This window comes from Lachnoclostridium sp. An118 (assembly GCF_002160985.1).
Classification (GTDB): Bacteria; Bacillota; Clostridia; order Lachnospirales; family Lachnospiraceae; genus Claveliimonas; species Claveliimonas stercoravium.
On the sequence record NZ_NFLQ01000001.1, the window covers coordinates 211,183 to 237,916 of the forward strand.

26 protein-coding genes and 1 tRNA gene are annotated in these 26,734 nt (G+C 47.7%); 22 read left to right on the forward strand and 5 right to left on the reverse strand.

Annotation, left to right across the window (positions count from 1 at the left end):
• The first annotated feature begins 9 nt into the window (after positions 1 to 9).
• The 8 genes from ylqF to B5E62_RS01045 are packed head-to-tail and all read left to right on the forward strand — an operon-like array spanning position 10 to position 7,401.
• On the forward strand, positions 10 to 858 hold the full coding sequence (ylqF, locus tag B5E62_RS01010) for a ribosome biogenesis GTPase YlqF (RefSeq protein ID WP_087172898.1): 849 nt from the start codon (positions 10 to 12) through the stop codon (positions 856 to 858).
• Between the two features lie 43 nt (positions 859 to 901).
• Positions 902 to 1,465 carry a signal peptidase I gene (lepB, locus tag B5E62_RS01015; protein WP_087172899.1) on the forward strand — a complete coding sequence of 188 codons (564 nt, stop codon included), beginning with the start codon at positions 902 to 904 and terminating at the stop codon, positions 1,463 to 1,465.
• Positions 1,458 to 2,120, forward strand: coding sequence for a ribonuclease HII (locus B5E62_RS01020; protein ID WP_087172900.1), 663 nt, complete (start codon positions 1,458 to 1,460; stop codon positions 2,118 to 2,120). Before lepB ends, B5E62_RS01020 begins: the two co-directional genes overlap by 8 nt.
• 57 nt (positions 2,121 to 2,177) lie before the next feature.
• Entirely contained in the window at positions 2,178 to 2,561 is a 384-nt protein-coding gene (locus B5E62_RS01025) for a YraN family protein (RefSeq protein WP_087172901.1), read from the forward strand.
• A gap of 4 nt (positions 2,562 to 2,565) precedes the next feature.
• Positions 2,566 to 3,414, forward strand: coding sequence for a peptidoglycan editing factor PgeF (pgeF, locus tag B5E62_RS01030; RefSeq protein ID WP_087172902.1), 849 nt, complete (start codon positions 2,566 to 2,568; stop codon positions 3,412 to 3,414).
• Positions 3,415 to 3,445: 31 nt separating this feature from the next.
• Positions 3,446 to 4,318 (forward strand): mechanosensitive ion channel family protein, encoded by an 873-nt coding sequence (locus B5E62_RS01035; protein WP_087172903.1) that lies wholly within the window; start codon positions 3,446 to 3,448, stop codon positions 4,316 to 4,318.
• Positions 4,319 to 4,366: 48 nt separating this feature from the next.
• Entirely contained in the window at positions 4,367 to 6,208 is a 1,842-nt protein-coding gene (locus tag B5E62_RS01040) for a DUF975 family protein (protein ID WP_087173029.1), read from the forward strand.
• The gene (locus B5E62_RS01045; RefSeq protein WP_087172904.1) at positions 6,169 to 7,401 is read left to right on the forward strand and encodes a metallophosphoesterase; all 1,233 of its coding nucleotides are present in this window, start codon (positions 6,169 to 6,171) and stop codon (positions 7,399 to 7,401) included. Before B5E62_RS01040 ends, B5E62_RS01045 begins: the two co-directional genes overlap by 40 nt.
• A 60-nt stretch (positions 7,402 to 7,461) precedes the next feature.
• On the opposite strand, the gene B5E62_RS01050 is transcribed toward B5E62_RS01045, so the two are convergent.
• Positions 7,462 to 7,534, reverse strand: a tRNA-Thr gene (locus B5E62_RS01050).
• Positions 7,535 to 7,709: 175 nt separating this feature from the next.
• Complete coding sequence (locus B5E62_RS01055; RefSeq protein WP_242957681.1) at positions 7,710 to 8,165, reverse strand: HD domain-containing protein; 456 nt, start codon at positions 8,163 to 8,165, stop codon at positions 7,710 to 7,712.
• A 190-nt stretch (positions 8,166 to 8,355) separates the two neighbouring features.
• Between B5E62_RS01055 and B5E62_RS01060 the strand changes: the two genes are divergently transcribed.
• The 5 genes from B5E62_RS01060 (at position 8,356) to B5E62_RS01080 (ending at position 11,546) form a co-directional block, all read left to right on the forward strand.
• Positions 8,356 to 9,156 (forward strand): MBL fold metallo-hydrolase, encoded by an 801-nt coding sequence (locus tag B5E62_RS01060; RefSeq protein ID WP_087172906.1) that lies wholly within the window; start codon positions 8,356 to 8,358, stop codon positions 9,154 to 9,156.
• A gap of 43 nt (positions 9,157 to 9,199) precedes the next feature.
• The gene (locus tag B5E62_RS01065; protein WP_087172907.1) at positions 9,200 to 9,457 is read left to right on the forward strand and encodes a hypothetical protein; all 258 of its coding nucleotides are present in this window, start codon (positions 9,200 to 9,202) and stop codon (positions 9,455 to 9,457) included.
• A 59-nt stretch (positions 9,458 to 9,516) separates the two neighbouring features.
• Positions 9,517 to 9,708, forward strand: a complete 192-nt coding sequence (locus tag B5E62_RS01070) for a hypothetical protein (RefSeq protein ID WP_087172908.1) — start codon at positions 9,517 to 9,519, stop codon at positions 9,706 to 9,708.
• 73 nt (positions 9,709 to 9,781) lie between these two features.
• On the forward strand, positions 9,782 to 11,056 hold the full coding sequence (locus tag B5E62_RS01075; protein WP_087172909.1) for an AAA family ATPase: 1,275 nt from the start codon (positions 9,782 to 9,784) through the stop codon (positions 11,054 to 11,056).
• Between the two features lie 4 nt (positions 11,057 to 11,060).
• Complete coding sequence (locus B5E62_RS01080; protein WP_087172910.1) at positions 11,061 to 11,546, forward strand: hypothetical protein; 486 nt, start codon at positions 11,061 to 11,063, stop codon at positions 11,544 to 11,546.
• A gap of 93 nt (positions 11,547 to 11,639) precedes the next feature.
• Here the strand turns inward: B5E62_RS01080 and B5E62_RS01085 are convergent, their stop codons facing one another.
• A complete protein-coding gene (locus B5E62_RS01085) occupies positions 11,640 to 11,876 on the reverse strand; it encodes a helix-turn-helix domain-containing protein (protein WP_087172911.1) in 237 nt (78 codons plus the stop codon).
• A gap of 188 nt (positions 11,877 to 12,064) precedes the next feature.
• Here B5E62_RS01085 and B5E62_RS01090 point away from each other — a divergent pair, with 188 nt between their 5' ends.
• From B5E62_RS01090 to B5E62_RS01130, 9 genes are all read left to right on the forward strand, one after another.
• Positions 12,065 to 13,015, forward strand: coding sequence for a helix-turn-helix transcriptional regulator (locus B5E62_RS01090; RefSeq protein ID WP_087172912.1), 951 nt, complete (start codon positions 12,065 to 12,067; stop codon positions 13,013 to 13,015).
• Between the two features lie 142 nt (positions 13,016 to 13,157).
• Positions 13,158 to 14,483: a dynamin family protein gene (locus tag B5E62_RS01095; RefSeq protein ID WP_143468784.1), complete on the forward strand. Its 1,326-nt coding sequence runs from the start codon at positions 13,158 to 13,160 to the stop codon at positions 14,481 to 14,483.
• Positions 14,458 to 17,007 (forward strand): dynamin family protein, encoded by a 2,550-nt coding sequence (locus tag B5E62_RS01100; protein WP_087172914.1) that lies wholly within the window; start codon positions 14,458 to 14,460, stop codon positions 17,005 to 17,007. The genes B5E62_RS01095 and B5E62_RS01100 overlap by 26 nt, the downstream gene beginning before the upstream one ends.
• 26 nt (positions 17,008 to 17,033) lie before the next feature.
• Positions 17,034 to 18,005, forward strand: a complete 972-nt coding sequence (locus tag B5E62_RS01105) for a hypothetical protein (RefSeq protein ID WP_087172915.1) — start codon at positions 17,034 to 17,036, stop codon at positions 18,003 to 18,005.
• Between the two features lie 21 nt (positions 18,006 to 18,026).
• Positions 18,027 to 21,458 (forward strand): ATP-binding protein, encoded by a 3,432-nt coding sequence (locus B5E62_RS17175; protein WP_087172916.1) that lies wholly within the window; start codon positions 18,027 to 18,029, stop codon positions 21,456 to 21,458.
• On the forward strand, positions 21,455 to 22,393 hold the full coding sequence (locus B5E62_RS01115; RefSeq protein WP_087172917.1) for a DNA/RNA non-specific endonuclease: 939 nt from the start codon (positions 21,455 to 21,457) through the stop codon (positions 22,391 to 22,393). The genes B5E62_RS17175 and B5E62_RS01115 overlap by 4 nt, the downstream gene beginning before the upstream one ends.
• A 43-nt stretch (positions 22,394 to 22,436) precedes the next feature.
• Positions 22,437 to 22,685 carry a hypothetical protein gene (locus B5E62_RS01120; protein ID WP_087172918.1) on the forward strand — a complete coding sequence of 83 codons (249 nt, stop codon included), beginning with the start codon at positions 22,437 to 22,439 and terminating at the stop codon, positions 22,683 to 22,685.
• A gap of 202 nt (positions 22,686 to 22,887) precedes the next feature.
• The gene (locus B5E62_RS01125) at positions 22,888 to 23,646 is read left to right on the forward strand and encodes a hypothetical protein (protein WP_162610238.1); all 759 of its coding nucleotides are present in this window, start codon (positions 22,888 to 22,890) and stop codon (positions 23,644 to 23,646) included.
• A 100-nt stretch (positions 23,647 to 23,746) separates the two neighbouring features.
• Positions 23,747 to 24,823, forward strand: a complete 1,077-nt coding sequence (locus B5E62_RS01130) for a hypothetical protein (protein WP_087172920.1) — start codon at positions 23,747 to 23,749, stop codon at positions 24,821 to 24,823.
• A 252-nt stretch (positions 24,824 to 25,075) separates the two neighbouring features.
• On the opposite strand, the gene B5E62_RS01135 is transcribed toward B5E62_RS01130, so the two are convergent.
• Complete coding sequence (locus B5E62_RS01135; protein WP_087172921.1) at positions 25,076 to 25,873, reverse strand: ABC transporter permease; 798 nt, start codon at positions 25,871 to 25,873, stop codon at positions 25,076 to 25,078.
• A complete protein-coding gene (locus tag B5E62_RS01140; protein WP_087172922.1) occupies positions 25,866 to 26,633 on the reverse strand; it encodes an ABC transporter ATP-binding protein in 768 nt (255 codons plus the stop codon). The genes B5E62_RS01135 and B5E62_RS01140 overlap by 8 nt, the downstream gene beginning before the upstream one ends.
• Positions 26,634 to 26,734: the final 101 nt, after the last annotated feature.

Sequence of the window (26,734 nt, forward strand, 5' to 3'; positions counted from 1 at the left end):
AGGAAACACATGCATTTTCAATGGTATCCAGGCCATATGACAAAGGCCAAGCGGATGATGCAGGAGAATATAAAGCTGATTGACCTGGTGATCGAGCTGACAGACGCCCGGGTCCCTGTGAGCAGCCGGAACCCGGACATTGACGAACTTGGAAAGAACAAGGCCAGACTGGTCCTTCTTAATAAGGCGGATCTGGCGGAGGAGAAGTGGAATGACGCCTGGATGGAGTATTTCCAGGGCAAAGGCTTTTCCTGTGTCAAGGTCAACTCGAAAAAGGGGGGCGGGATGAAGAGCATCCACGCGGTCATACAGGAAGCCTGCCGGGAGAAGATCGAGAGGGACAGAAAGAGAGGCATTCTGAACCGGCCGGTGCGCGCCATGGTGGTGGGCATTCCCAACGTGGGCAAGTCCACCTTTATCAACAGTCTGGCGGGAAAGGCCTGCGCCAAGACGGGAAATAAACCTGGCGTGACAAAGGGAAAACAGTGGATACGGCTCAATAAAAATGTGGAGCTGCTGGATACACCGGGCATCCTCTGGCCCAAATTCGAGGATCAGTCCGTGGGCATGAAGCTGGCCTTTATCGGCTCCATCAAGGATGAGATCCTGCAGAGGACAGAGCTGGCCGCAGAGTTTGTCAAGCTCATGCAGCAGGACTACCCGGGTGTCCTTGCGGAGAAATACAGCGTAGAGGAGAACGGGGATGCGTACGGCATCCTGGAAGGGATCGCCAGGAGCCGCCACTGTGTTGTGCGGGGGAGTGAGCTGGACATAGAGAAGGCCTCCGCCCTGCTGCTGGACGATTTCCGGGACGGCAGGCTGGGGCGGCTGACACTGGAATATCCGGATCAGATATGATAGAATTTTATTTGATAGAAAAAAGAAGGCAGGATGGATAAAAATGGCAAGACGCAGACGAGAAAAAGAACACGGCATATTCCGGGAGCTCCTGGGATGGCTTATATATATACTGATCATCATAGGTCTGAGCTATCTGATCATCAACTATGTGGGACAGAGGACCATGGTCAGCGGACAGTCCATGGAGCCCACCTTAAGTGACGGTGACAACCTGATCGTGGATAAGATTTCCTACCGCTTCCGGGATCCGCAGCGGTATGATATCATTGTATTTCCATATAAATATGAGGAGGATACGTACTATATCAAGAGGATCATCGGCATGCCGGGGGAGACGGTCCAGGTCATCGGGGGCTATGTCTATATCAATGGGGAGCTGCTGGAGAGCGACATCTACGGAGCGGAGCCCATGGAGAGCGGACAGCTTGCGGACCAGCCCATCACCCTGGGGGCAGACGAGTATTTTGTGCTGGGTGACAACCGGAACCACAGCTCCGACAGCCGTGACCCCAGCGTGGGGGTGCTGAAAAGTAGCGACCTTCTGGGACGTGCCTGGGTGCGCATCTATCCATTTGATAAGATAGGATTTATCAGACATGAATAAGCGGGAAGAAGAAAAGAAGAGGAAGCAGGAAGAGAAGCTGAAAAAGGAGCTGGAGCGGCTGGAAGCCATGAGTGTGTACGAGAGAGAGTATGCCGACTGGGGGGCGGTCTGCGGCATCGACGAAGCCGGGCGCGGCCCTCTGGCGGGCCCTGTGGTGGCGGGCGCTGTCATTCTTCCAAAGGACGAAAAGATATTATATGTAAATGACTCCAAGAAGCTGTCGGAGAAGAAGCGGGAGATGCTCTACGATGAGATCATGAGCCGGGCCCTGGCAGTGGGAGTGGGTGTCGTGGGGCCGGAGCGCATAGACGAGATCAATATCCTCCAGGCCACCTACGAGGCCATGAGGATGGCGGTGGCGCAGCTGAAGGTGCCGCCGGATATCCTTTTAAACGATGCGGTCACCATACCGGATCTTCCAATTCGCCAGGTACCCATCGTCAAAGGGGATGCCAAGAGTGTCTCCATTGCGGCGGCCAGCATTATCGCAAAGGTTACCAGGGACAGGCTGATGCGGGAGTATGACCAGATCTTCCCGGAGTATGACTTTGCCTCCAACAAGGGGTATGGTACAAGGAGCCACATCGAGGCACTGAAGGCCCTGGGGCCGGCACCTGTCCACAGGAGGACGTTTATCCGGCATTTTGTGCAGTGACAGGGAGCAGGTGCAGCGGGAGGACAAAGAGGGAGCAGTCATGCCGACAGGAGATGGATGACAGGATCTATTTACAGCCGGACGTCCGGCAGAAGACAGACCGGAGCGGTCTATGAGAAAAAGGCGGGAGCCTACCTTGAGGAGCAGGGCTATGTGATCCTGCAGTACAATTACAGGTGCCGGGCAGGAGAGGTGGACATCGTGGCCAGGGACGGCTCTTTTCTTGTGTTCTGCGAGGTGAAATACAGAAGGACCGCAGGGAAGGGCGGGGCTCTTGACGCCGTGACATGCGGGAAACAGAGGACTATCTCAAAATGCGCTCTTTTTTATCTGATGGAGCATCATCTGACAGGCGCCGCCTGCCGCTTTGACGTGGTGGGCATTGAGGGCGCGGCGGAGAAGATCACACTGGTAAAGGGCGCTTTTGAATATGAGGAGTGAAGCTATGGGCATTGGGTTAAGATACAGGGATGAGAGGCATATATTTGACGAGAGGGAGAGGAACGGGGTCCCCTATCTCTCCTTTCCTCTTCTGGAACGGACGGGGCTCGTGGATCAGGGGTTTTCCACCAGACTGGGCGGAGTCAGCCGGGGAGGGTGCGCGTCCATGAATATCAGCACCCACAGGGGAGACGACCCGGCGGCCGTGGAGGAGAACAGAAGGAGGATCGCCTCCGCTATCGGTGTGGATCCGGAGAAGATGGTCTACACCTGTCAGACCCACACCACCAATGTGGCGCTCGTCACTGCGGAGGATGCGGGGAAAAGCCTGCCGGAGACGGACGGTATGATCACCCGGGCGCCGGGGCTGTGCCTGGTCACCTTTTACGCGGACTGTGTCCCGCTCTATTTTGTGGACCCGGTAAGAAAGGCAGTGGGCCTTTCCCATTCCGGCTGGAGGGGGACTGTTGGAAATATGGCCGGAGTGACTGTGAAAAGGATGGAGGAAGTATTCGGGAGCCGGCCGGAGGACATCCTGGCCGCCGTAGGCCCCTCCATCTGTCAGGACTGCTACGAGGTCAGCGAGGATGTGGTCAGCCGGTTCAGGGAGAGCTATGCCCCGGAAGAGTGGGGAGAGCTGTTTTACCAGAAGGACGAGCAGAGGGAGAAGGGAAAGTACCAGCTTGACCTGTGGAGGGCCAATGAGCTCAATCTCCTGAAGGCAGGACTCCTGCCGGAGCACATTGCCGTGACCAATCTGTGTACCTGCTGCAACCCGGAGCTCCTTTTCTCCCACAGGGTGACCGGCTGGGACAGAGGGAACCTGAGCGCCTTCCTTGCTTTGAAGGAGTAGACCTATTTGCACTATAAGGAGGAAAACACCTGTGAATACTGAGGAGATAACCGAGACGACCCAGGAGACCGTAGAGAACGTCAATCTGTTTATCCGGTTTATAGAGGACCATATCCCGGACATGATCGGATTTGGATTTAAGATCCTCTTTGCGGTCCTCCTGTTCATTGTGGGGAAATATATCATACGAGCTGTCCGCAGGCTGACGGCGAAGGCTTTTGCCCGCTCCAACGCGGACACGGGAGTGAGCCAGTTTACAGACTCCATCATCAAGTACGGCCTGTACACAGTGCTCGTCATCCTCGTGGTGACAAGCTTTGGCGTCAATCTGTCGTCCATCACAGCTATCCTGGCCGCGGCGGGAGTGGCTGTCAGCCTGGCATTGCAGGATGTGATATCCAACTTTGCGGGCGGCGTCCTGATCCTGACGCTGAAGCCTTTTGTCGTGGGCGACTATATTATAGAGGACAACAATAAAAATGAAGGCACGGTGAAGGAAATCCAGCTTTTTCACACAAAGCTGACCACGGTGGACAACAAGACTATCGTGATCCCCAACGGAATGCTGACCAACAACAGCCTCACCAATGTGACCGCCAAGGATGAGAGGCAGCTGGATCTGCGGATCGACATTTCCTATGAGTCCGACCTGAGGAAGGCAAAGAGGATACTGGAGGATATGCTGCGGGATACGCCCGGTATACTGAAGGATATGGAAATGTCCGTCTTTGTGGACTCTCTTGGGACGAGCAGTGTGGTACTGGGCATGCGGGCCTGGACCCGTATGGACGAGTACTGGAATATACGCTGGAAGCTTTTGGAGGATATCAAACTGACCTTTGACCAGGAGGGGATAAGCATTCCCTACAACCAGATCACGGTACACACTGCACAGAGAGATTAAAGGAGGGGGCTTCCGGTCAGGAGGCCGCAAAGGATGAGGGGGAACAGCATGCCAACGAGAAAAGAGATGAAACGAAAGGCCAGAAGAGCCTTAAAGAGACACTATATCATGTATGTGGCGATATGTCTGATCGCGGCTTATGTGGGATCGGAGTTCACCTCCTCCCTGAACGTGCTGGACGTTACGCCCGCCTCCGGATCGTACCACACAGAGGAACGGCTGGAGAGGCCGTCGGGGATCAACGAGGGCTTTGCGGACGTGATGTACGATATGCTGGCGGGAGATGAGGAGGACGGGAAGGCTCTGTCTGATGAGCTCAAGGCGGAGGAGATTGAAAGGTCCAGGACCGGAAATCCGGCCTTTGGGAGGTCCAGGGGAGTGCTTGCCAGTCTGGTGAACAGTGTGACATCCGGCTCTATCGTGGTCAGTATGCTGGCGGCGCTGCACTCCCTGACGGGCTCGGAGAATCTTGCCATCCTCATTTTTATCCTTCTGGGGGCAGCTTTTCTCTTTTCTATATGGTTTTTCTTTGTCAATATTTTTAAGGTGATATCCAGGCGCGTGTTCCTGGAGGGCAGGGTCTACGAGAAGGTGCCCTTCCAGCGCATGCTGTTTCTCCTGCGGGTGAAAAAGTGGACAAAGGTGAGCTGCACCATGTTTCTGGCATCCCTCTATCAGCTGCTCTGGAGTCTGACTATCGTGGGCGGCTTCGTGAAATATTTTTCCTACTACCTGGTGCCTTACATTGCGGCGGAAAACCCGGACATCGCCCCGGGGGAGGCTATCCGCCTGTCCCGCAGGATGATGAAGGGGCACAAGTGGGAGTGCTTTGTCTTTGAGATGTCCTTCTTTCCGTGGCTCCTCCTGGGGGGCGCCACATTCGGGATCTCGGAGATCCTGTATTCCAATCCCTACAGAGCAGCCTTTTTCAGCGAGTACTATGCGGATATGCGGGCGGAGGCGAAGAAGGCCCACCTGAAGGGCAGCGAGCTCCTCAACGATACGTACCTGTATGAGATGCCGGAGGACGAGCTGATCTATCTGGCTTATGAGGATGTGATATCGGCCCTGATACGCCGGCCAAAGGATATCCTGAAGCTGTCCGGCGTGAGGAAGTTTTTTGCGGATCAGCTGGGGGTGCTCCTCACCAATTCAAAAACAGAAAAAGAATATGAGCAGATGCAGGGGCGCCTGGTGAAGATGGAGCTCTTAAAGGATGCCGTGGACAGAAAAGCTTATCCCAGCAGACTTTCCGCCGTGCCGGAGGTGGAGAAGAGGCAGCGGATCGAGACGATCCACTATCTCAGGCACTATTCCATATGGTCCATTGTCCTTCTGTTTTTCATCTTCTCCGCCATCGGATGGGTCTGGGAGGTCAGCCTTCATCTTGTGACAGACGGAGAATTTGTCAACAGAGGCGTGCTCCACGGGCCATGGCTGCCTATCTACGGCGGAGGGGGCGTGCTGATCCTGATGCTGCTCAACAGGCTGAGGAAACGGCCTGTGCTGGAGTTTATCGGCATAGTCGTCCTGTGCGGCTGCGTGGAGTACACGACCTCCTTTGTCCTTGAAATCCTCCACAACGGGGAGCGATGGTGGGATTACAGCGGCTATTTCCTGAACCTGAACGGAAGGATCTGTGCGGAGGGGCTGCTTGTCTTCGGCATAGGAGGCATTGCCATTGTCTACATGCTGGCTCCGCTCCTGGACAATCAGATCCAGCGCATCAGGCCCTGGGTCCTGATACCCCTGTGCCTGATACTTTTGACAGCCTTTACTGTTGACAATGTCTACTCGGCCAGACATCCCAACAGCGGAAAGGGCATTACAGATTACGAGGAGAAAACAGCGTGCTTGCAGTATACTTATCCCCCCTATACATACTTGTAAATGTCTATATTTTCTGGAGGCTCATACAGTGGCTGTCCGCATGCCACGGCCTTTTTGGGAAAAGGCCGGTGCGTGTGGCAGCCGGCCTGGTGTACCTTTTCTTTGCCACGTCTCTGCTGGTAGGATTTTTTCTTCCGGCCGGCAGCCTTCAGCGCTTTTTTAAATCCGCCGGCAATTACTGGCTGGGCGTGCTCCTGTACGCGGTGCTTGTCCTGGCCTGTGCGGAGCTGGTCCGCCTTGTCGTCTGGCTGCGGCGCCGCCACGGGAGGCGCGGGGAGACGCCGGAAGAGGAGAGCCCGGAAGACCGGTCTTTGGTCCGGAGGCGGAGGGCGATAGCAGGAGGCGCGGCAGCACTGTTGGTCACCGCGCTGTCCCTCTGGGGCGTGGTGAACGCCAGGATCATCCACACAACAAAGTACCAGGTGACGGTTGACAAGTCCGCAGGCGAGCTGGGAGACCTGCGTGTGGTGCTGACGGCGGACCTGCATCTGGGCTACAATATCGGCTGCAGGCAGATGGAGGACATGGTGGAGAAGATCAACGGGGAGGACCCGGACCTGGTAGTCATTGCGGGAGACATTTTTGACAATGAATACGAGGCGTTGGAGGACCCGGACAGACTGGCTGAGATCCTGGGCGGTATTTCCGCCAGGTACGGCGTCTACGCCTGCTACGGGAACCACGACATACAGGAGAAGATACTGGCCGGCTTTACCTTTGGAAGCAAAGACGGGAAAAAAGAGAGCGATCCGCGGATGGACGCCTTTCTGGAGAGGGCTGGTATCACGCTTCTCCAGGACGAGGGCGTGCTCGTCGATGACAGCTTCTACCTTTTTGGCAGAGCTGACGCGGGGAAGCCGGGACGTGGCATCACAGTCCGGAAGACGCCGGAGGAGATCACGGCCGACATGGACCAGACAAAGCCTGTCCTTGTGATGGACCATGAGCCGGAGGAGCTGCAGGAGCTGGCGGATGCCGGGGTGGATGTGGACCTGGGCGGCCACACCCACGATGGGCAGATGTTCCCCGGCAATATCGTTATGAAGTTTTTGTGGGAGAATCCCTGCGGTTATCTGAAAAAAGACCAGATGCACAGTATCGTCACCTCCGGCGCGGGACTCTTTGGCCCCAATATGAGGGTGGGTACAAAGGCGGAGATATGCGTGGTGGATATCCATTTTGCGGGGGAGTAGAGAAGAGAAAAGAGGGTGCCTGCTAGGCCCCCTCTTTTGCTCTGTACTGAAAAAAATAAAAGCCGGAAATCAGACTCGAACTGACGACCCCTTCATTACGAGTGAAGTGCTCTACCGACTGAGCTATTCCGGCTTGACAGCTTTTGTACAAAAGCCACAACTAATATTATATCGTATTTCTTCTAAAATGCAAGAAGTTTTTTCACTATTTTGCGTATACTTTTTTTGTATATGAAGAGGCATCCCTTCCCGGTAAAGCTGAGAACCCACAGGGACAGGATGCCTCTTTATTTGCCCTTTCTGCTCTGCTAGGCCGGACCTACCACAACGCGGCCTTCCTTTGCAAAGGCCACAGGCAGACAGCACAGCTCGGCCGTGGCGCAGAATTTGTCCGCGCAGGTGATGATCCAGGCCTCCCTGCTTGTGGGGAGGGGACCCAGCGGAAACATGTGTGACAGGATCGCCAGACGCTCTTTCTCAGAGATGTCAAACCGCTCCTGGCTGTTCCTGGCAGCCACCTTCGGGTGGTAGAATGCCTGGAATTCCTTTACCGGTTTTGGATCGCTGAATTTATAGAGGAAGAAATCGTGGAGAAGGCCTGCCCTTGCGGCTGCCCGCTCATCGCATCCCAGCTTTCTGGCCATCTTCCAGGAGAGGTAGGATACATTTAGGCTGTGGACCAGCCGTGTCGTCTTCAGGTGCTGGATGTAGCCGGACAGCTTCCGGAATTCTTCATCCTCCAGGATATCTCTGACGATCCCCATAAATTCTGAGGAAATATCCTCCGTAACTTTAATGTCCATCGGCGCTCACTCACTTTCTTTTGATCTGCGCATTTTACTGCTCTTACTTTCTATATAGCTTTCAAAATGAAAAAAGTCAATGAAATTAATGAAAAAATAAGGAAGGATATGTTAGAATAGTAAGGCAGGATTTCAGGAAGGAGAAGATCATATGAAGCTTACGATATTAGGGACCGGAAATGCGGCGGTGACGGAGGTCTACAACACCTGCTTCGCGTTTTCCGACGGAGACAGACATTTCCTGGTGGACGCAGGCGGCGGAAACCAGATCTTAAAGAGGCTGAAGGACGCGGGCATCCCGCTGAAGGACATCCACGATATATTTATCACGCACGAGCACATAGACCATCTGCTGGGGCTGATCTGGCTCGTGCGCATGATCGGGCAGAACATGAACAAGGGAAAATACGAGGGGGACCTGCGCATCTACTGCCACGCCGACCTCATTCCGGTCATCAGGACCATCACAGACCTCACCATCCAGAAAAAGGTGACAAAGCACATCGGAGAGCGCATCCAGCTCATCCCGGTGGAGCACGGCGAAACAAGGGAGATCGTAGGATGTCCGGTGACATTTTTTGATATTTATTCCACAAAGGCAAAGCAGTACGGCTTTACCGCCATGCTGCCGGGCGGCGTGAAGTTTACCTGCGCCGGGGACGAGCCCTACAATGAGAAGGACTATGAATTTGTGAAGGGCAGCGACTGGCTCATGCATGAGGCATTCTGTCTGTACGGGGAGGCGGACGAGTTCGGCCCCTATGAAAAGCACCACAGCACGGTGAAGGAAGCCTGTCAGACAGCCGAGCAGCTCCAGATACCGAACCTGATCCTCTATCACACAGAGGACAAGAATATCGCCAGGAGAAAAGAGCTCTACACAAGCGAGGGCAGAGGATTCTACCGCGGCAGCCTGTATGTGCCGGACGACATGGAGACCTTTGAGATCTGATGAGATATGATATAGGGAGATATAAGGAAAGGAAGGGACGGCTATGCCGGTTACGAGACAGATGATCTTTCCTCTTGCCTTTTACAAAAAGTCCAAATTTCACGGCAGCAAGGGGAAATGGAACTACCGGATCGAGAAGGTGTCCGGCGATGAGAAGGAGGAGTTCCTCCTGACAGTGTGGAAGGGGCCCTTCTGCTATGACGCCACGAAGGAGGAGAAGACTACCTACAGGTATCCCTTCAGCGATGAGGGACTGGATGCCATCGTGGAGCAGCTGAACAAGCTGCCGACGGCACAGTAGAGTTCAGGAGAAACAATGGATATGTAGGGCAGCCTGCGTTTTCGGACGCGGCTGCTTTTTTGCTGCCTGTTTCTGCTGGAAACCACCCCGGAAATACGCCTGCGGCAGAACGTCTCGAGGAGATTGATGACGGCGTAGAGGAGCACGGTGAGGCACAGGAGAACGATGGGCATGAGGAGCCAGTAGGGGATTTTGAAAAGAAGCCTGCTTTTAGAGATTGTACTGAGAAAAATATGGAGATTATAATATAAGTATATTATAATATACCTATGTTATAATTTGTTATAGTAGTTAGAGTAAATACTGTATAAGGCGGAAAATACTATGATTAAAAGTTTTATTTTTGAGAACTATAAAAGCTTTGAAAAGGCAGAATTAAATTTGGAATCTGTAACAAGTTTGATCGGAACAAATTCGTCAGGAAAAAGCAACGCTATTGAAGGAATTCAGATATTGTCTGAAGCCGCAACAGGTCTGGATTTAAGTATTATCCTCGATGGCACACGAAATAGCGACAGTCATATACGAGGGGGCAGCAGCTCGTGCTGTCGGTTTCGAACATCCTCATTTAAGCTGGGATGTCTTGTGGATTTGGATGAAAACTTTGATTTGTACTATTATATACGGATCAGTACCAATAAAAGAGTCTGGGTTGAGGAAGAAGCACTTTACAAGGTTGAAAATGGCAGCCTGAGCTTGTTGGACGGTGAGAAGATATTTAGGACAAAAAAAGCAAATAAGGATAGCGGTGATATAAAAGCAGAGTACAACAATAGAAAAGCAGGGAAAAACCCGGATATCATGTGTATGAGAGTGTCCTCAGTCTTGGCACAGTTAAAAAGTAAACTTCCACAGGAGACAACCCATGACCAGGAATGTCTCAGTTACATTAATCTGGTACTTGATAATCTGAAGGGGATATTTGTACTCAATCCTATTCCTTCGATAATGCGCGATTATGTAAGAATTACGGATATGAATTTAAAATCGAACTGTGAAAATATTTCTCCGGTCTTGTACCATTTGTGTCAGAATGAAGAAAAAAGGAAGGAACTGTTGAATATGGTACGCAATCTGCCGGAAAATGAGGTTGAGTCCATTGAATTTATTAAAACGCAGTTGGACGATGTTATTTTCGGGCTGAAAGAGAAATATATGAGCGTCTCTGAAATTGTAGACGCCAAAAAACTATCGGATGGGACTCTTAAATGTATCGCGATTTTGGCAGCAATTTTATCTATGCCAAAAGGAGGAATATTGGTCGTAGAAGAGATCGATAACGGAATTCATCCGGGAAGAATATATGCTCTGATAAATACTTTGGAAAGGATTGGAAAAGAAAGGAATATTGATATTATTCTGACTACCCATAATCCAACATTATTAAACGGATATGATAAAAATAAATTATTAGGAGTATCCGTTGTTTACAGAGAAGCGGAAAAGGGCACAAGTGTCATTGCTTCCCTAATAGATATTGAACATTTTCCTGAAATTTTTGCAATGGGTGGCATTGGAGATGCAATGATAGATAATTCTCTGATCAAAATGATCAAAGAACCCAGACAGACGCCAGACACTTCATGGTTGGGGGTGTAGTAATATGAGAGTAAGATTTATAGATACTTCCATTATTATGAATCTCCTGGAAATTCCGGGCAAGTGCTCTGACGCAGAAAGGGTAAAGGCAGATTTTAAATCGATTGTAGAAAGTGGAGAGGTTTTGATTTTGCCATTTTCCACGATTATAGAAAGTGGGAACCATATTGCACATATCGCTGACGGGAGAATACGGAGAGAACGGTCGTTAATATTCAAAGAATTTCTTGAAAAAACAGCAAATAATGAAGCTCCGTGGAAATTATATGGTGTTAAACTGGAAAAGGATGATCTGCTTGCGTTAGCAGAAAAATTTCCGGATTATGCACTGCAATATGAAATGGGTTTAGGCGATATGAGTATCATACATTTTTACGAAAAATATAAAGAAGAGACACCGGCTGTGGGACACATCATGATTTGGAGTACAGACAGGCATCTCTCGGGATATGAGGAAGATGTGGCGATAAGGCGAAGAAAGGACAGGTAAACTAAATATACATACGTTGAGGTAAAAGGTATATAGAGAACACTTTGGACAGAGCTCATAACGGGCTCTGTCTTTTTTGAAAACAGAGGGTCTTTATTTAAAAAACTCCTCCACCGGCGTATCCAGAACCTGGGACAGGCCGTACAGCTCAAGATCTGTAACCGTGCGGGTCTGGTCCTCAATCCGGGAAATGGAGCCCCGGCAGATGTAGATGGCCAGGACCTCCAGCTTGTCGGAAAGCTCCTGCTGGGTCATATGTTTCTCCAGCCGCAGTCTGCGGACCTTTGCGCCGATCATATTTTTTTGCTCCCTGTCAATAATCCGTGCCATAACAGTCTGCCTCCTGTCTTGTAATAGGACATTTCTAATGCTATACTAATAATCAGAATTTTATGTCCTGTTACAGGACATTATATGGAATTGGATGACAAAAAATGTCTGAGAAAAAGGTGCGTGATGACACATATTGTCCATATACTGTTCTATAATGTAAAAAAACGCACAGGAGGCTGTATGAGATGGGGAATGAAGCACAGGACAAGGCACAGAGAGTGTTGACTATTTATTCAAAACTGAAACAGGGGAAAATGATCTTTAAAGGAGCTGAGAGCAGGAAATATGGAGTTTCCGCCAGGACGATACAGCGGGATATCGCAGACATCCAGGCTTTCCTGCAGGAACAGGAGAACGAAAACGGTGAGCTTAGGGAGGTGGTATTTGACAAAGAAAAAGGGGGATACAGGCTGGAGACAAAGGTGTCCGAAAACCTGTCTGCCAGAGAAATACTGGCAGTAGGAAAAATACTCCTTGAGAGCAGAGCCTTGATGAAGCGTGAGCTTTTTCCGATCATTAACAAGATGGTCAGCCTCTGTGCGGATGACAGAGAGCGGGCGGTTGTGAAAGAGCTGCTCCAGAATGAGATGCACCATTATATAGAGCTGCAGCATGGGAAGGGCCTTCTGGATTATCTCTGGAAGATAGAGCAGGCTGTCCGTCAGCAGTATTTTGTAAAAATGCGATATCGAAAGACGAAAGGAAACGAGATCGTGGAGAGAAAGGTGATGCCGGTAGGTCTTATGTTCTCAGAATTTTATTTCTATATGCCAGCCTTTATCGAGGATATTGACCGTACTCTGGAATTCCAGAATCCGGATGATACCTTCCCCACTATTTACAGAGTGGACAGGCTGGAGAGCCTTGAGGTCACAGGGGAACATTTTTCCATTCCCTATGCTTCTCGTTTTGAGGAGGGAGAATTCCGAAAGAGAGTCCAGTTTATGTTCGGCGGGAAGCTGCGGAAGATTAAATTCAAATACGCAGGGAGCTGTCTGGATATGGTGCTGGACAGGTTCCCGACAGCAGAGGTTGTCAGGAGAGAAAAGGACGGGGTGATCGTCAGGGCTGAGGTGTTTGGAGATGGAGTTGAGCGGTGGATCCGCATGCAGGGGAAGGATGTGGAGATGATGTGAAAGAAACAATATGTGAATTGGATAATTTGTCTAAAAATGTTACAAAAACAAATAAAAATGTGGTAAAATGACATAGAAATATCAGAAAAAACATTCTGATAATGAGGTGGGGGTGAGGACAATTAATATTGCTTTTTTGTCAATGTCACATATTGTTGGCTTTAATCCAATCGTATATGATGCGGAAGAAACTAAAAAAGAATATTTGAGAAGGCTAAAGAGATATTTAAAAGCAGGCAGATGGAGAGAAAGAAAATATGTGCGGGCACAAATCCAGGCATATACCAGTATTATGAATGCAACAATTCAAGAGGGCGATGCGCATGGTATAGATTTTTACCGATATTATATTCTCCTTGATCTGCTGCATATATTGTCGGGCCGGGCAGGAGCGGATGCGGAAGAAAAGGTGAAAAAGGTAAAAGAAAAATATTTCCAGGATTTTTGCCTTAAATCCGAAGAAAGAAAAATAGCAGGTCAAATATTACAGGCTCTGGTAAACAGCGGACAGAAAGTGTCGCTGCCAATCAGAGCAAAGACTTTGTTTGGCCATGAAAAGGAGTACATGCGGCTGATAAAAAGTAATATTAAGTTCCTGCACAGAGAACCATATATCGTGCTGGTGACGGCAACCATGAGCGCAGGGAAGTCCACATTTATTAATGCTCTTACAGGAAAGCACGTCTGTCTCTCGCAGAATATGGCCTGTACGAGCAAAAGACACTGTATCATCAATAAGGCTTTTGAAGATGGATATTCCTCTGAGTATGACTATGATTTGGTTATGACGGCAGGTCAGACGGAATTAATGAATAATAATGAAGAAAATATGTCTGATACAATAGCAGTGGCTACGCACTTCGACAGTATACTGGGAAATAAAAGGATTATTGTGAATGATTCTCCTGGAGTGAATTTCAGCGGGGATGAAGGGCATAAAAAGCTTACAGACAAGCTGATCAAGAAGAAAAAATATCAGCTGCTGATTTACATTATGAACGCCACGCAGCTTGGAACAAATGACGAGGACGAGCATTTGGATTTTGTGAAAAAATGTGTGGGGCGGAAAAAGATTATTTTTGTTGTAAATAAAATTGATGCATTTAATGTGGAAGAAGAAAATATGATTTCAGCAATAGAAGCGCAGGAGGCTTATTTAAAAAAGAAAGGATTTAAAGATCCCATCATATGTCCGGTTTCTTCAAGAGCGGGATATCTGGCCAAACGTTTTAAGAAGGAAGAATTATCACGGTCAGAAAAAAGAGAATTGTATAATTATGTTGATAAATTTGAACGGATGAATTTGCCGGCATATTACACGAGAAGATTTGGACAGATGGGAATTAAAAATGCTGACACAGAAGAGGAACAATTGATCAAGACAAGCGGCATGGCGTTTGTTGAAAAAATAATAGCTTTATACGCTGAAGGAGGAAAAGCAGATGGCACAGATTTATGTAAAGTATAATCCGTATCGGATGGAAACACGGATTGAGGTGAATGGGAAAACAATCTCTAAAGACAGCACTCTTTATAAAGTCGTAAAAGGAAAGAGGATGCAGGAGTGGATAGGAGAGTTTCCCAGGATGCTTGTCGAAGAGCTAAATACAGTAGAATTCCAGATAGAATTCTATGGAATGGATCTGGACTGGGATGATTTTGAGGATTCCTTTAACCACGCAAGAGACGCCGGTATTATCAAAAAGCTTGATATGAAATTTATCCAGGGAAAATCAGATGCGGATATTAATGATAAGATCATCAAGATCTTTTCGGATCTTCAGGAAGGTCCGGTAGATGATTTCCGGGATCCAAAGCTTATCAAGGCGTTTGAAAATATTAATAACACCATTTTCCCGATAAACGTGATCGCGACGATGAGCTCCGGAAAATCAACTCTGATCAATGCTCTTTTGAGAAGACGCCTGATGCCGTCCAAAAACGAAGCGTGTACTGCGACCATTACAGAGATCCTTGACAATGACGGGGATATATTTTCAGCTGCCGTATATGATGAAAACGGAGAGCTGATCCAGGAAGTGCCGGAGCTTTCCTACGATAAGATGAGCGAGCTGAATGATGATCCGGAGGTTTCCCGGATCATGGCAAGTGGAAACATTCCATTTCTTGACGCGAGAGATACGGCACTCTCCCTTATTGACACTCCGGGACCTAATAATGCTCAGAACCAGGCCCATAAAAATACGACTTACCGCGCTATCAACAATGACTCGAACAACCTTGTCCTCTATGTGTTAAATGGCACGCAGCTGAGTACAAATGATGATGCGGCACTTTTGACTTATGTGGCAGAACAGATCCGAAAAGGCGGGAAACAGGTAAGAGACAGATTTATATTTGTGATCAACAAGATGGATGGCTTTAATCCTGAGGAGGAGGATATCGGCAAGGCTATCAATGCGGCTAAAAATTACCTGGCTTCCTATGGCATAGAGGATCCGCAGATATTTCCGAGCTCAGCTTTCACGGCATTGAATATACGAACTTACTTCGATGGGATTGACATTGACAGCCTGTCGAGACAGGAGGAGAAAAAGCTTCCTCAGGCGGCAAGAGACACGCTCCCGATGATAGACAAGTTCGTAGAGTATCCGTCCATGCATCTGGAGACCTACTCAACACTGTCGCCGAGTGCGCAGAGAGAGCTGGATTACAGGCTGAGCCAGGCAGAGGAAAATGAAGACACAAAAGAGCAGGCGCTGATACACTGTGGCATCTGTTCAATTGAAGCTGCGATCACAGCCTATGTAAAAAAATATGCGAAAACAAAAAAAGTGAAAGACCTGGTTGAATCTTTCCAGGAAACACTTGAGAGCACACAAATTTTGACAAAGGCGAAAACACAGGTAGCTACAGACGAGGAAGCGGCCAAAGCCTGCGCCAGGAGAGCGGAGGCAGTACGGACTAAAATTGCCAATGGAAAAGAAGCCGAGGTTTTCAAGGAAAAGATTGCGGCCCTAAATCCTATGGAAAAGATAAAAAACAAGGCGGAGTTATTAAAGGGGGAGGCCACGAGAAAGACGGGACGCGTCTTCGCCCCGTATGGAGACACGATCACAGATCAAGGCGAGGCAAAACGTCTTGTGGTACAGTTCTCTACCATGTGCTCTGATTATATTGCTGAAATGACTTCTGAGCTGGAGAGTGTCATCAATCATGAGGTGATGGAGACAGGGGAACAGCTTCTTGCAGAATATCAGGAGAAGCTGTGCAAAATCGATGATGGAGCAGAAGAGAAGGAACTGGATTTTAGTACTGCAGATCTGATACGCGGCGTGTTGAATAATATGCGCGAGAATGTGGCGGCCTGGTGTTCCGATGACTTTGCGGCAGAGGTTGTAGATGATGTGGGAGAGGTCTCCTATGAAGAGAGGGTATACTACGAAAAGGTAGGACAGGAAGAAGAAAAAGTTCCGGACGGAACAGAACAAGTTAAAGCTGGAACCAGGAAAGAGAAGATAGGGTCACATCGGGAAAAGCGCGGGACTCGAAGAGTAAGAAATCCTGAAAGAGAGGGCTTTTTTGGATTTTTCAAATTTTGGGAGCCTAAGTATATAGAAAAAGATATATACGAAGATGTCGATGATTATAAGGAGGTGGATGTATATAAGACAGTTGTTAAATACAAGACAGTAATGAGAGACATCTTCGAGGAGAGAAGAGAACAGATCAAAAAGTTTTCTGTCGATACAGCGGTTATCCAGACAGGGCTTGTCAGCAGGCTTCGTAGGAGCCTTGATGAGGGGATTGAAGATGCTCTTCAGTATGCTGAAGACCAGATTGGAAGAATCAAGGATCAGTTCTCAGAGATCTTTGATGAACTGGATGAATTGATACAGAAGAAGTATCAGGAGCTTGAACAGTGCGCCAATGACCAGCGTATCAAAGAAGCAGAGCTTGAAAAGAACAGAAAGCTGCTCAAGTGGATCGAGGCAAACAAGGAAGAAATTGACCAGATTCTTGAAATTTGACGATCATAGTTGATGGAGGAGTTCGGATGCTGACGGAAATAAGAAAATGTGTGGATGCCAACGATATAAAAGGGCTCAGGTATATATTTGTGGACTGTCTGGATGTGGATCCGACATTTGAAAAGTATAAGCCCGATTATGAGTATTGCACTAATATGGACGGGCTGTTTGAATCATACAGAGAGCTGACGCCTTTGAGCCTGGACAAAGCCGCGTGGGATATGAACTATTGGGAACAGCTTAAGCTGGATCTTATGAAAAACTTTTCGCGGAAAAGATTTGAACATATGCGAGAGGTGGCAAAGGTTGTTTATGCAGAAAAGATAGGTAAACTTTTTAGAGAAAGAGAACAGCAGAGGGCTGTTACTGCACAGACACAGGACTCTGAAGAGAAGAAAATTGAATCTTTAGCATTAAAAAATAAAACAGAGAAAGCAGAAGAATCACAAATCGTCCAAGAGAATGAGCTTGAAGAAGAAAAGGAGAAACGAAAAAATGAGGCGGAGAGGGGAGAAAAGTCAAACGAAAAAAATAGCCAGTCAGGAAAAGAAACCAAGATAAAAAATGTAGATGGGAATTGTGCTCAGAATTGTCACGGCAGAGGTTATAGTGTCTCTGATAAAAGAGATTCTATAAAATCGCAGTCACCCGACAAAATTAAAAGTACACGATATTTTGCAATATATGAGAAAGACAATCAAATATATGAGCTTTCGGAGGGAAAAACATTTTTAAGGGAAATGCGTATAGATGTCAATGGTAGAATTATCGAAAAAGGTCTATATAAGAGAATAACAGCTTCTGATTATATTAAGTACCTGGAAAAGAAGAAGTGGTCTCTGCTATGCTGGAAGTGTTCATATGAGTATTATATACAGAAAGCAGATGGGGCTAATGTATATAGAATTGTGAAAAAATCACGGGTAAAACCTCGGATTATGGTGGAGATTATTGGGTCCAAGTTGCCATGGATTTATTTTGAAGGCGGCGCTAAATGAGGAAAGGGAGGCACGTGGGAGATGAGGTATGATCAGATGGCGAACGAGACTTTTTGTCCGAATGAAGAGCCCTTACAAGAAGAGAACACAGAAATAGTTGAAGCTGCCCGAGCAACTGCTGTTTATGCAGAGTCCCCAAGGGACTTTAATTTCATTACACTGCAAAACAATTTGCAGAACTGTCTTTCTATCGTTGATGATGAAGTAATGAAAAATTATGTACCTACACTGCCAAACTGTTCAGTTGTACCGATAGATGACGCAGCTATTTCTGCCCTTGAGCAGATTCAATTCTTCCGCATTTCAGAACTGGTATATCAGGATGATGAGTTTTCTGTTCATAAACTGGCCACCATCTTCAATGCTCTTTCAAACAAACCTTGTACGCTGGTGCTGATGATCCAGAGCGATGGTCAGACAAATGATTTTTATCTCGGAGTTCGTTCCAGGGACAGCCGCTTTTCCGGTGGTACAATGCGTCAGCTGCTGGAACAAAGCCTTTTGGGATTATTCCCTGGGAGTAAAACAGACGATTACTTTAACGAGGATATGAGGGCGGATCTCGACAAACTGAATATTGGGGCTATTTCCAGTGTTACATGTATTGCGGACTATAAGCAGGATCAGGACTCTTTTGAGAATAAGAACTTTATCCAAGGGCTTGAAAAGTTTATTTACAGTATGCAGGGCAAAGCGTTTACCGCTATCTGTATTGCGAATAACCTTGAACATCGCGACCTGGTGGATACAAGAAAGGAATATGAGCGTATTTATACACTCATGTCCCCTTTTGCAAATATGCAGTACAATTATGCCCTGAATAAGAGCTCCAGCACATCTGACAGTGAGACTCAAGGAGAAACCAACACAGATTCTACCGGAATCACGACAGGAACAAGTACAAACCTGAGTGAGTCCGACGCAAAAACGCATGGCACAAATTCGGCCCATACTACAACAGACACGGAAGGAAACAGCGCATCTGTTAGCCTTGGAAAGAGCCATACTACCGGCACAGCAGAAGGTTCATCTGATTCTGAGACTACTACCAGAACAGTAGGAACATATGCAGGCATAAACATAGGTGATGATGGAAGTCCTGTTAAGGCTAATGTTGGCGTCACATCCAGCGTTTCCCGAGGCAAAACACACGGAACTTCCCACACGGATTCAATCTCCGATTCTATTTCGCAGAATCTGACCTTCGGAATCAATTCCTCTAAATCCAGCGGAGATACTGTGGGGAAAAACGAGAGCTCCACCAAAACACAAACTATCGGGTCCGGAGCACAGTACAGCGAAAATGAAGGCCACAGCACGTCTACAAATTACGCGCATACCAAGGCCCTTACAGACACTTTTGGAAATTCTCAGGCTGTTACCCTTAACGTGCAAAACAAATCTTTGATAAACACACTGGAGAGACTTGAAAAACAGCTTAAACGGCTTGATGAATGCGAGAGCATTGGTATGTGGGACTTTGCCGCATATTTTCTTGGTGAAAGTGCGGCTGAGGCGGAAACGGCTGCAAGTATGTATCGTTCTCTCATTTCCGGCAATCAGAGTGGTCTGGAAATAGCATCTGTTAATACCTGGACAGATGAAGAACGAGTTAAGGATATCTCCAGGTATGTAGTAAATTTCATACATCCTGTTTTTCTCTACAAATTTGCGGATAGTGCCGTAAATCGTCAAACCTTTGTAGATGCCACTGCGCTGGCAAGCACAAATGAGCTTGCCATCCAGATTGGCTTGCCTAGAAAGTCTGTAAAAGGGCTTCCGGTTATCGAACACGCATTATTTGCCCAGGAAGTACTTTCCAACAAACATGCAGAGAACGAGGGCAGACATATAGAGCTAGGTGTTGTCAGCCACTTTGGAAAGGATACCGATACCAAGGTGGAACTGGACCTGGAAAGCCTTTCCATGCATACCTTTATTACGGGTTCAACCGGTTCGGGGAAAAGCAATACTGTTTACCAAATCTTGTCTGAGCTGCTTAAGAACAAGGTTCGATTTTTAGTTATTGAGCCGGCTAAAGGTGAGTACAAAAATGTATTTGGCGGACGAAGTGATGTCTCAGTGTATGGAACCAATCCACTGCTTACAGAACTTCTAAGAATTAACCCATTCAGTTTTCCAAAAGAAGTTCATATTTACGAACATCTAGACAGACTCGTTGAGATATTTAATGTATGCTGGCCAATGTACGCGGCTATGCCCGCCATCTTAAAGGACGCTATTGAGCGTTCTTATGTCAATGCTGGATGGGATTTGCGCAAATCCCAAAATAAATATGATGAGAGACTCTTCCCAAATTTCATTGATGTCCTTCAGCAGATTGATGAAGTTATGGATATCTCTCAGTATTCAAGTGACAACAAGAGCGACTATAAGGGTGCTTTAAGCACCAGGCTTCGTTCTTTGACTAACGGGATAAACGGGCTTGTTTTCACTACCGATGAAATCCCCGCAGAGGCTTTGTTCGATAAAAATGTCATTATAGATTTGAGTCGGGTTGGTTCCTCTGAAACCAAATCGCTGATAATGGGATTACTGGTTATGAAGCTCCAGGAACACAGACTCGCGGATTGTGACAGCATGAATGCACCCCTCAGTCATGTTACAGTTCTTGAAGAAGCCCATAACCTTTTAAAGAGGACATCTACCGAACAGTTTACCGAAGGTGCTAACTTATTGGGGAAATCTGTCGAAATGCTTACTAATGCAATTGCGGAAATGAGAACCTATGGAGAGGGATTTATCATTGCGGATCAGTCTCCTGGTATGCTGGATATGGCAGTCATTCGTAATACAAACACAAAAATTATCATGCGTTTGCCGGAATATTCTGACCGGGAACTTGTTGGCCGGGCTGCTGGATTGAATGATGAACAGATTGTTGAACTTTCTAAGCTCAACAGGGGAGTTGCAGCTATTTATCAAAACGACTGGATCGAATCCGTTTTGTGTAAGGTAAAAAAGTATTCCGTTGATGTTCCAGAATATAAGTTTGAAGCAAGAGAAACGATAGAGTATCGTGATATCAAAGGCGAGATTATTAGTCGCCTGATCGCAAAAGATTTAATGCACTTGATTGATACCATTGATGAGGAACTTATTGTTTCAAATATTCCTGCTGCGGCAAAATGCAGACTATTTGACTACGTATCGGCACCGAACTTCCAGAAATTTGATTTAGCTTCTGCAGTTACTTATGAGTTGTTCTGTGCTGAAACTGCATTTTCCACACTGGCAAAAACCAAATATGATTTTGAGCAGCAGAAGCGTTTTATCATCGAGCATCTCACACCATCTATTGCTCCACTCCCGGAACAGTGTAGTAGGCTCATTCTATACTTAGTCACATACTGGAATGCCCACATTACAGAAAGCACATTAACTAAGAAGCTTCTTGGTTATTTGATTGAAAAGGAGGAGCTAGTAAAATGAGGGGTAGTTTTCAAGAATCAGTTGGGCTTGATGATGTAAAAATACCAGAAACCGGGGAACGAATGGAACAAAGAGACCAGCCCTCTGTTCCAACATTGGATGATTTTAAAGACAAACTGGAAGATATTTTCAAATCAGAAACGCCAGACAGTGTGCCTATGAAAGAAGATTTTTCAGAAGCAGAACTATTAGAAGAAAGCGCATCTAGCTCAGTGACACTTGAGGATGGCACTGTTGTGATACTTTCTGGCGTAAAGAACTACGAAAACGTGATCAAAACAGACGATAATGGTACGGTATATTCAAAAGAGGGAAAGCTTGAACCGAATACAACTTACGAATTGAATGGGAATATCTATACAACTGATGAACAAGGCAGGATTATACATTGTGAAGCTAAGCCGGAAAAGAGCCCTGAGAATCCAAGAGATATTAGCGCTCAGATACGGGTGGGGGGAGAGGACCGCCGCCCATCGGACCAAGGCGGCCATATTGTCGGTCGTGATCTTAATGGTGATAGCGGAGTTGGCAACTTGGTTGCAATGGATTCCAGGATAAACCAGAGCGACTACAAGAGAATGGAAAACGAGCTGAAAGCTACCCTGGATGAGGGAAAGGACGTTGCTGTAACAGCGGATATAAGCTACTCTGACGACTCCGAACGCCCGGACACTATTACCGTAACTATGACTGCTGATGGAGTTAAAACCGTCTACAAATTTGACAACAACCTTGATGGCAACTTGAAGAATAAGGTTCCTGAGAACGGGAAGGATGCTGTCCAAGAAAAACTCAACGACACAAATGGTGAAATTTCCTCTATTAGAGAGGAATATGATGAAAACGGAGAACTTACCAAAACGGCCGTAAATATCACATACACTGACGAAAGTGGTACAAATCATCGAACGGTAAGAGCAATTGATGCATACTAGAAAGCAAGAAAATGACTGAATTAGAAAATATATTATTATCCAAGTGAAAGAGCTTGTACCAGATGCTGATGTTTTTGAAGTTCGTGCGAATATCGGTGATAAAAGTTATTCTATTGAGTTTTTCGTATGTATAAATGGGACAAAATACCAGTGCTATGACATGATTGATAAAGGGATGTTTGAAGAAAAAGATTTTGATGCCGTCGTAAAGCAGATTGCTGAATACATCAGAAATTGTCCTGAGTATCATCCAGGAGAAATAAATAAATTCAAATTTGCAACAAACATATAAAAAATGCCACGCTCTACACTCCATCTCGGAGTAAGGCCGTGGCATTTTCGATTAACAGATTTAAAAAAATATTCGTAAAAATACAGATGTTGTTTTTGATAAGATGACATCTTTTGTCCATACGGCATCTTATACTTCTCTATATAAAATGAACCAAAAAATTCAAACAGATGAGGGAGGAAGTACTATGGGTTTTTTTACTATGAAAGACAGGATGGAGATGCTGCAAAGAGACATAAGCGTTGCATACAATTCTGTAAAGTACAAGCACAGGTGTAATCAGGCAAATCGAAGACTGGAGAAAGCCTGGAAAGAAATGGCGGAAAGCGGAAGGTTTTACGGGGATGAATATGATGTGATCGTAGGATTGGAGGAAGACTTAATCAACCCTGAGAGCATTTATGAACTAATAGCAAAAGCAATCGTTCAGTGTGGAGTATGTGATATAAAAAACAGAGAACAGGAACAGAAGCGGGATGGGTATGTCAGAGATCATTCTATTAGAGAAATAATCAGATTCATTTATGGGGCGATTATTTATTGCCAGGACGACAGCCTGGAACTGATAGATGAGGATGAAATTGATGATTGGATCTGTCTCATGAAACGGGCTCACAGCTGGCGCGTCCTTCGTGATTTTGACACCTATTTTCCCGGGAAAATATCATTAACCGGACTGGCTAAAGAAATAAATGGTATTCTTTATCAGTGCTATCCGGATTTTGACCAGAAATGTATTGAAAACGGATGTGAAGAAGACGAAAAGCTTCCGTTTACAAATTATATTTCAAAGGAATTACTTGCTGAAGCGGGCGCTGTTTTGGCTCGATTAGTCGAAGAAAAATATGGAGATCCAGATGGCGGAGACGATAGTGATGATGAATATGACGATATACAAGAGATCGATACAAATTCACACCCCCGGAACGCCAGAGGGATAAATGAACTGCTGCGAGAGTGACCGGAGAGACTCTGGAAGTTGCCCTGCCTGTCTGCTATAATGACACATATAATAGATGTATCGGAGCAGCAGTGTCCGAAGGACAGGAAAGGATGAAAATATGCAGCTTTTATTAAAGGATCACCCGGTTATGGAAATACAGGACAATGGCGCCTGCCGTATTCTGGACCATGACAGGCTGCCGTTTGCCCTCAGAAAAGACAGGGTTTCTCTGGAGGAGTTCATAGAGTGGGCGTCAGGGAGGACTCTCTCTATAGGGAGGAGCTACGCCAAGGAGATACTGAACACTCTCCGGCTGTCTCAGACAAACCGGTATGCTGTGTGCAAGGCCTGCCGGGGATTAAATCTTGAAGATGCCTACTGGATCCGGCAGGATGGGGATGAGAAGACCTGGCAGGAGGTTAATCTGTACCATAATCCTTTGTCTCTCTTTGTGACGGAGGTTTCCCTGTCAGGAACCATTGTCCATTATACGGCGGAGGCCCACAAGACAAAGGAGATACGCACACCGGAGCTGACGACACTGGGAGCCAGCGCCAAGGGCTGGATACGAAGAGACGGGACGCTCTGTCTCCACAAGGTGGGAAAATATGAGATTCCCGCAGACCAGATTTTGACAGCCCTGGATATCCCCCATATCCATTACCATATTTCCACGGAGGAGGAGACAGACTCCTATCTGACGGAGGATAGAAAGCAGTGGATCAGGGGAGTGGGGGAAGAGGTGGTCAACTCCCGGATCTTTACATCGGAGGATGTGTCCCTTGTGACATTTGAAGAGTTCCGGATCTACTGTGAAAATAACGGTATGAACGCTTTCAGGGAAGCATTTGAGTTTAACAATGAATTTTATATAGGCATGCAGATTGCGGACTATCTTCTTAATAATAATGACCGGCATGAGCAGAACTGGGGCTTTCTCATGGACAATGCCACGGGGAAGCTGACCAGGTATTGCCCGCTCTTTGACCACGATCACGCATTTTCTTCCTATGAAAATATCCTGTCCCAGACGACAGAATTTACTTCCACATTAAAGGAGGCGGCCCGGGTGGCATGGGAACAGCTTCCCATGGATCTTCGGGCACTGGAGGAGATGGACAGGCCGGCGCTTTTGAGCGACAAGCAGTGGGGGGATGTACTGAGGAGGAAAGAGGAGCTGGAGCGCGGATCGTGATGCCCTTTATTATGGTGATTTGTCGGAAGAAAGTGGTGGAGAAAGCCGTTTAAATATATTGCAAATTGAGGCGATTTTAAGTAAATGCAAGTAGCGTCATTGAAACAAGATATTCTTTTGCGGCATCCGGATTGAAATATATTACTTTTTTGCCCGCCTTAAGCACAGTGCTGCACGCTGTGCTTAAGGCGGGCGTTCTACTGCCGCGCCAAAGAGAACGTGTAACGCATCCTGTGAGGCAAAATTGGCAGCTCACAATCTCTTCATATATAATTTTTCTACCACTCCGATCACTGCGTACAGCGCCATCGCCATAATACAGAGCAGCACGATCGACATGAGCAGCCAGTCCAGCTTGAACGTCTGGCTGGCGTAGATGATGAGATATCCAAGTCCCTGCCGTGCGGCCAGGAACTCCCCGATGATGACTCCCACCAGACAGAGGCCGATGTTCACCTTCATGGTGCTGATGAGGGCCGGGATGGAGCTGGGGATGACCGCCTTTGTGAGGGCCTGGAGCCGGGTGCCCCGGAGGGTGTAGATCAGCTTGATCTTCTCCGGTTCCACGATGCGGAAGGCTGTGTACAGGTTCAGGATGCTGCCGAAGATGGCCACGGACATGCCGGCCACGATGATGGTGGTGGTCGTGGCTCCCAGCCATACGATGAGGAGGGGAGCCAGTGCGGATTTGGGCAGGCTGTTCAGCACCACCATGTAGGGGTCCAGTATCTCCGAGAGCTTCGGGCACAGCCACAGGGCGACCGCCATCAGGACGCTGATGGCAATGACCAGGAGAAAGCTGACAATGGTCTCGTACAGGGTCACCCATATGTGGAGAAAGATGCTGCCGTCCCGGGCCATATCCAGAAAGCAGACAGCGATCCTGGAGGGGCTGCTGAAGATGAAGGAGTCGATGACTGCTGTGGCGGCGCAGAACTCCCACAGGCAGAAGAAGCCGATGAGGATCGCGAGCCTGGACAGGATCACGGTCAGACGGTGCCTTTTTTGTCGGTTCAGATAGCGCAGCTGGGCTGCAGAAAGTTCATTCATTGCTGTTCAGTTCCTTCCAGATCAGATTGAAATAGGTCTTGAACTCCGGGGCGGCCCGGCGGTTCAGGGGCGTATCATTCTCCAGGTCAAAGATGAGGGGCAGGGTCTGCCGGATGGTGGCGGGCCTGGGGCTTAAGATGATGACCCGGTCGGCCAGGGACACGGCCTCTGACAGGTCGTGGGTCACCAGGATGGCCGTCTTTTTCTCTCTGCGGATGATCTGCCCTATGTCGTCGCTGACCCGGAGCCTTGTCTGGTAGTCGAGGGCGGAGAAGGGCTCGTCGAGGAGCAGGATATCCGGCTCCAGCACCAGGGTCCGGACCAGGGCCGCCCTCTGGCGCATGCCGCCGGAGAGCTGGGAAGGCCTGGCATTTTCAAACCGGGACAGGCCGTAGGTGTCCAGAAGCTCATGGGCCTTCTGGCGGGACTTGGTGGTCAGCATGTGCTGCACCTCCAGGCCCAGGATGACATTGTTGTAGATCGTCCGCCACTCAAAGAGCTGGTCGTGCTGCAGCATGTAGCCGATGTTGGTGGTGCTCTCCTTAAGGTCCTTCCCCCTTACCCGGATCCGCCCTTTCTCCGGTGTGAGCAGTCCGCAGATGAGGGAGAGCAGGGTGGACTTGCCGCAGCCGGAGGGGCCTACGACCGCCACGAACTCTCCCTCCTTCATGCCAAACGAGATGTCTGAAAGTGCAGAGGTCTCTCCATCCATAGTATGATAGGAATAGTAAATATGTTTCAGCTCTAAAATTTCTTCCATGGGAACCTCCTGATAAAAATCCTGATGCACAGTGAGTATATATTAGTTTATGCCATGAGCCTCAAAGGGTGCTTGCATACGGTGTGAAAATGCCATATACT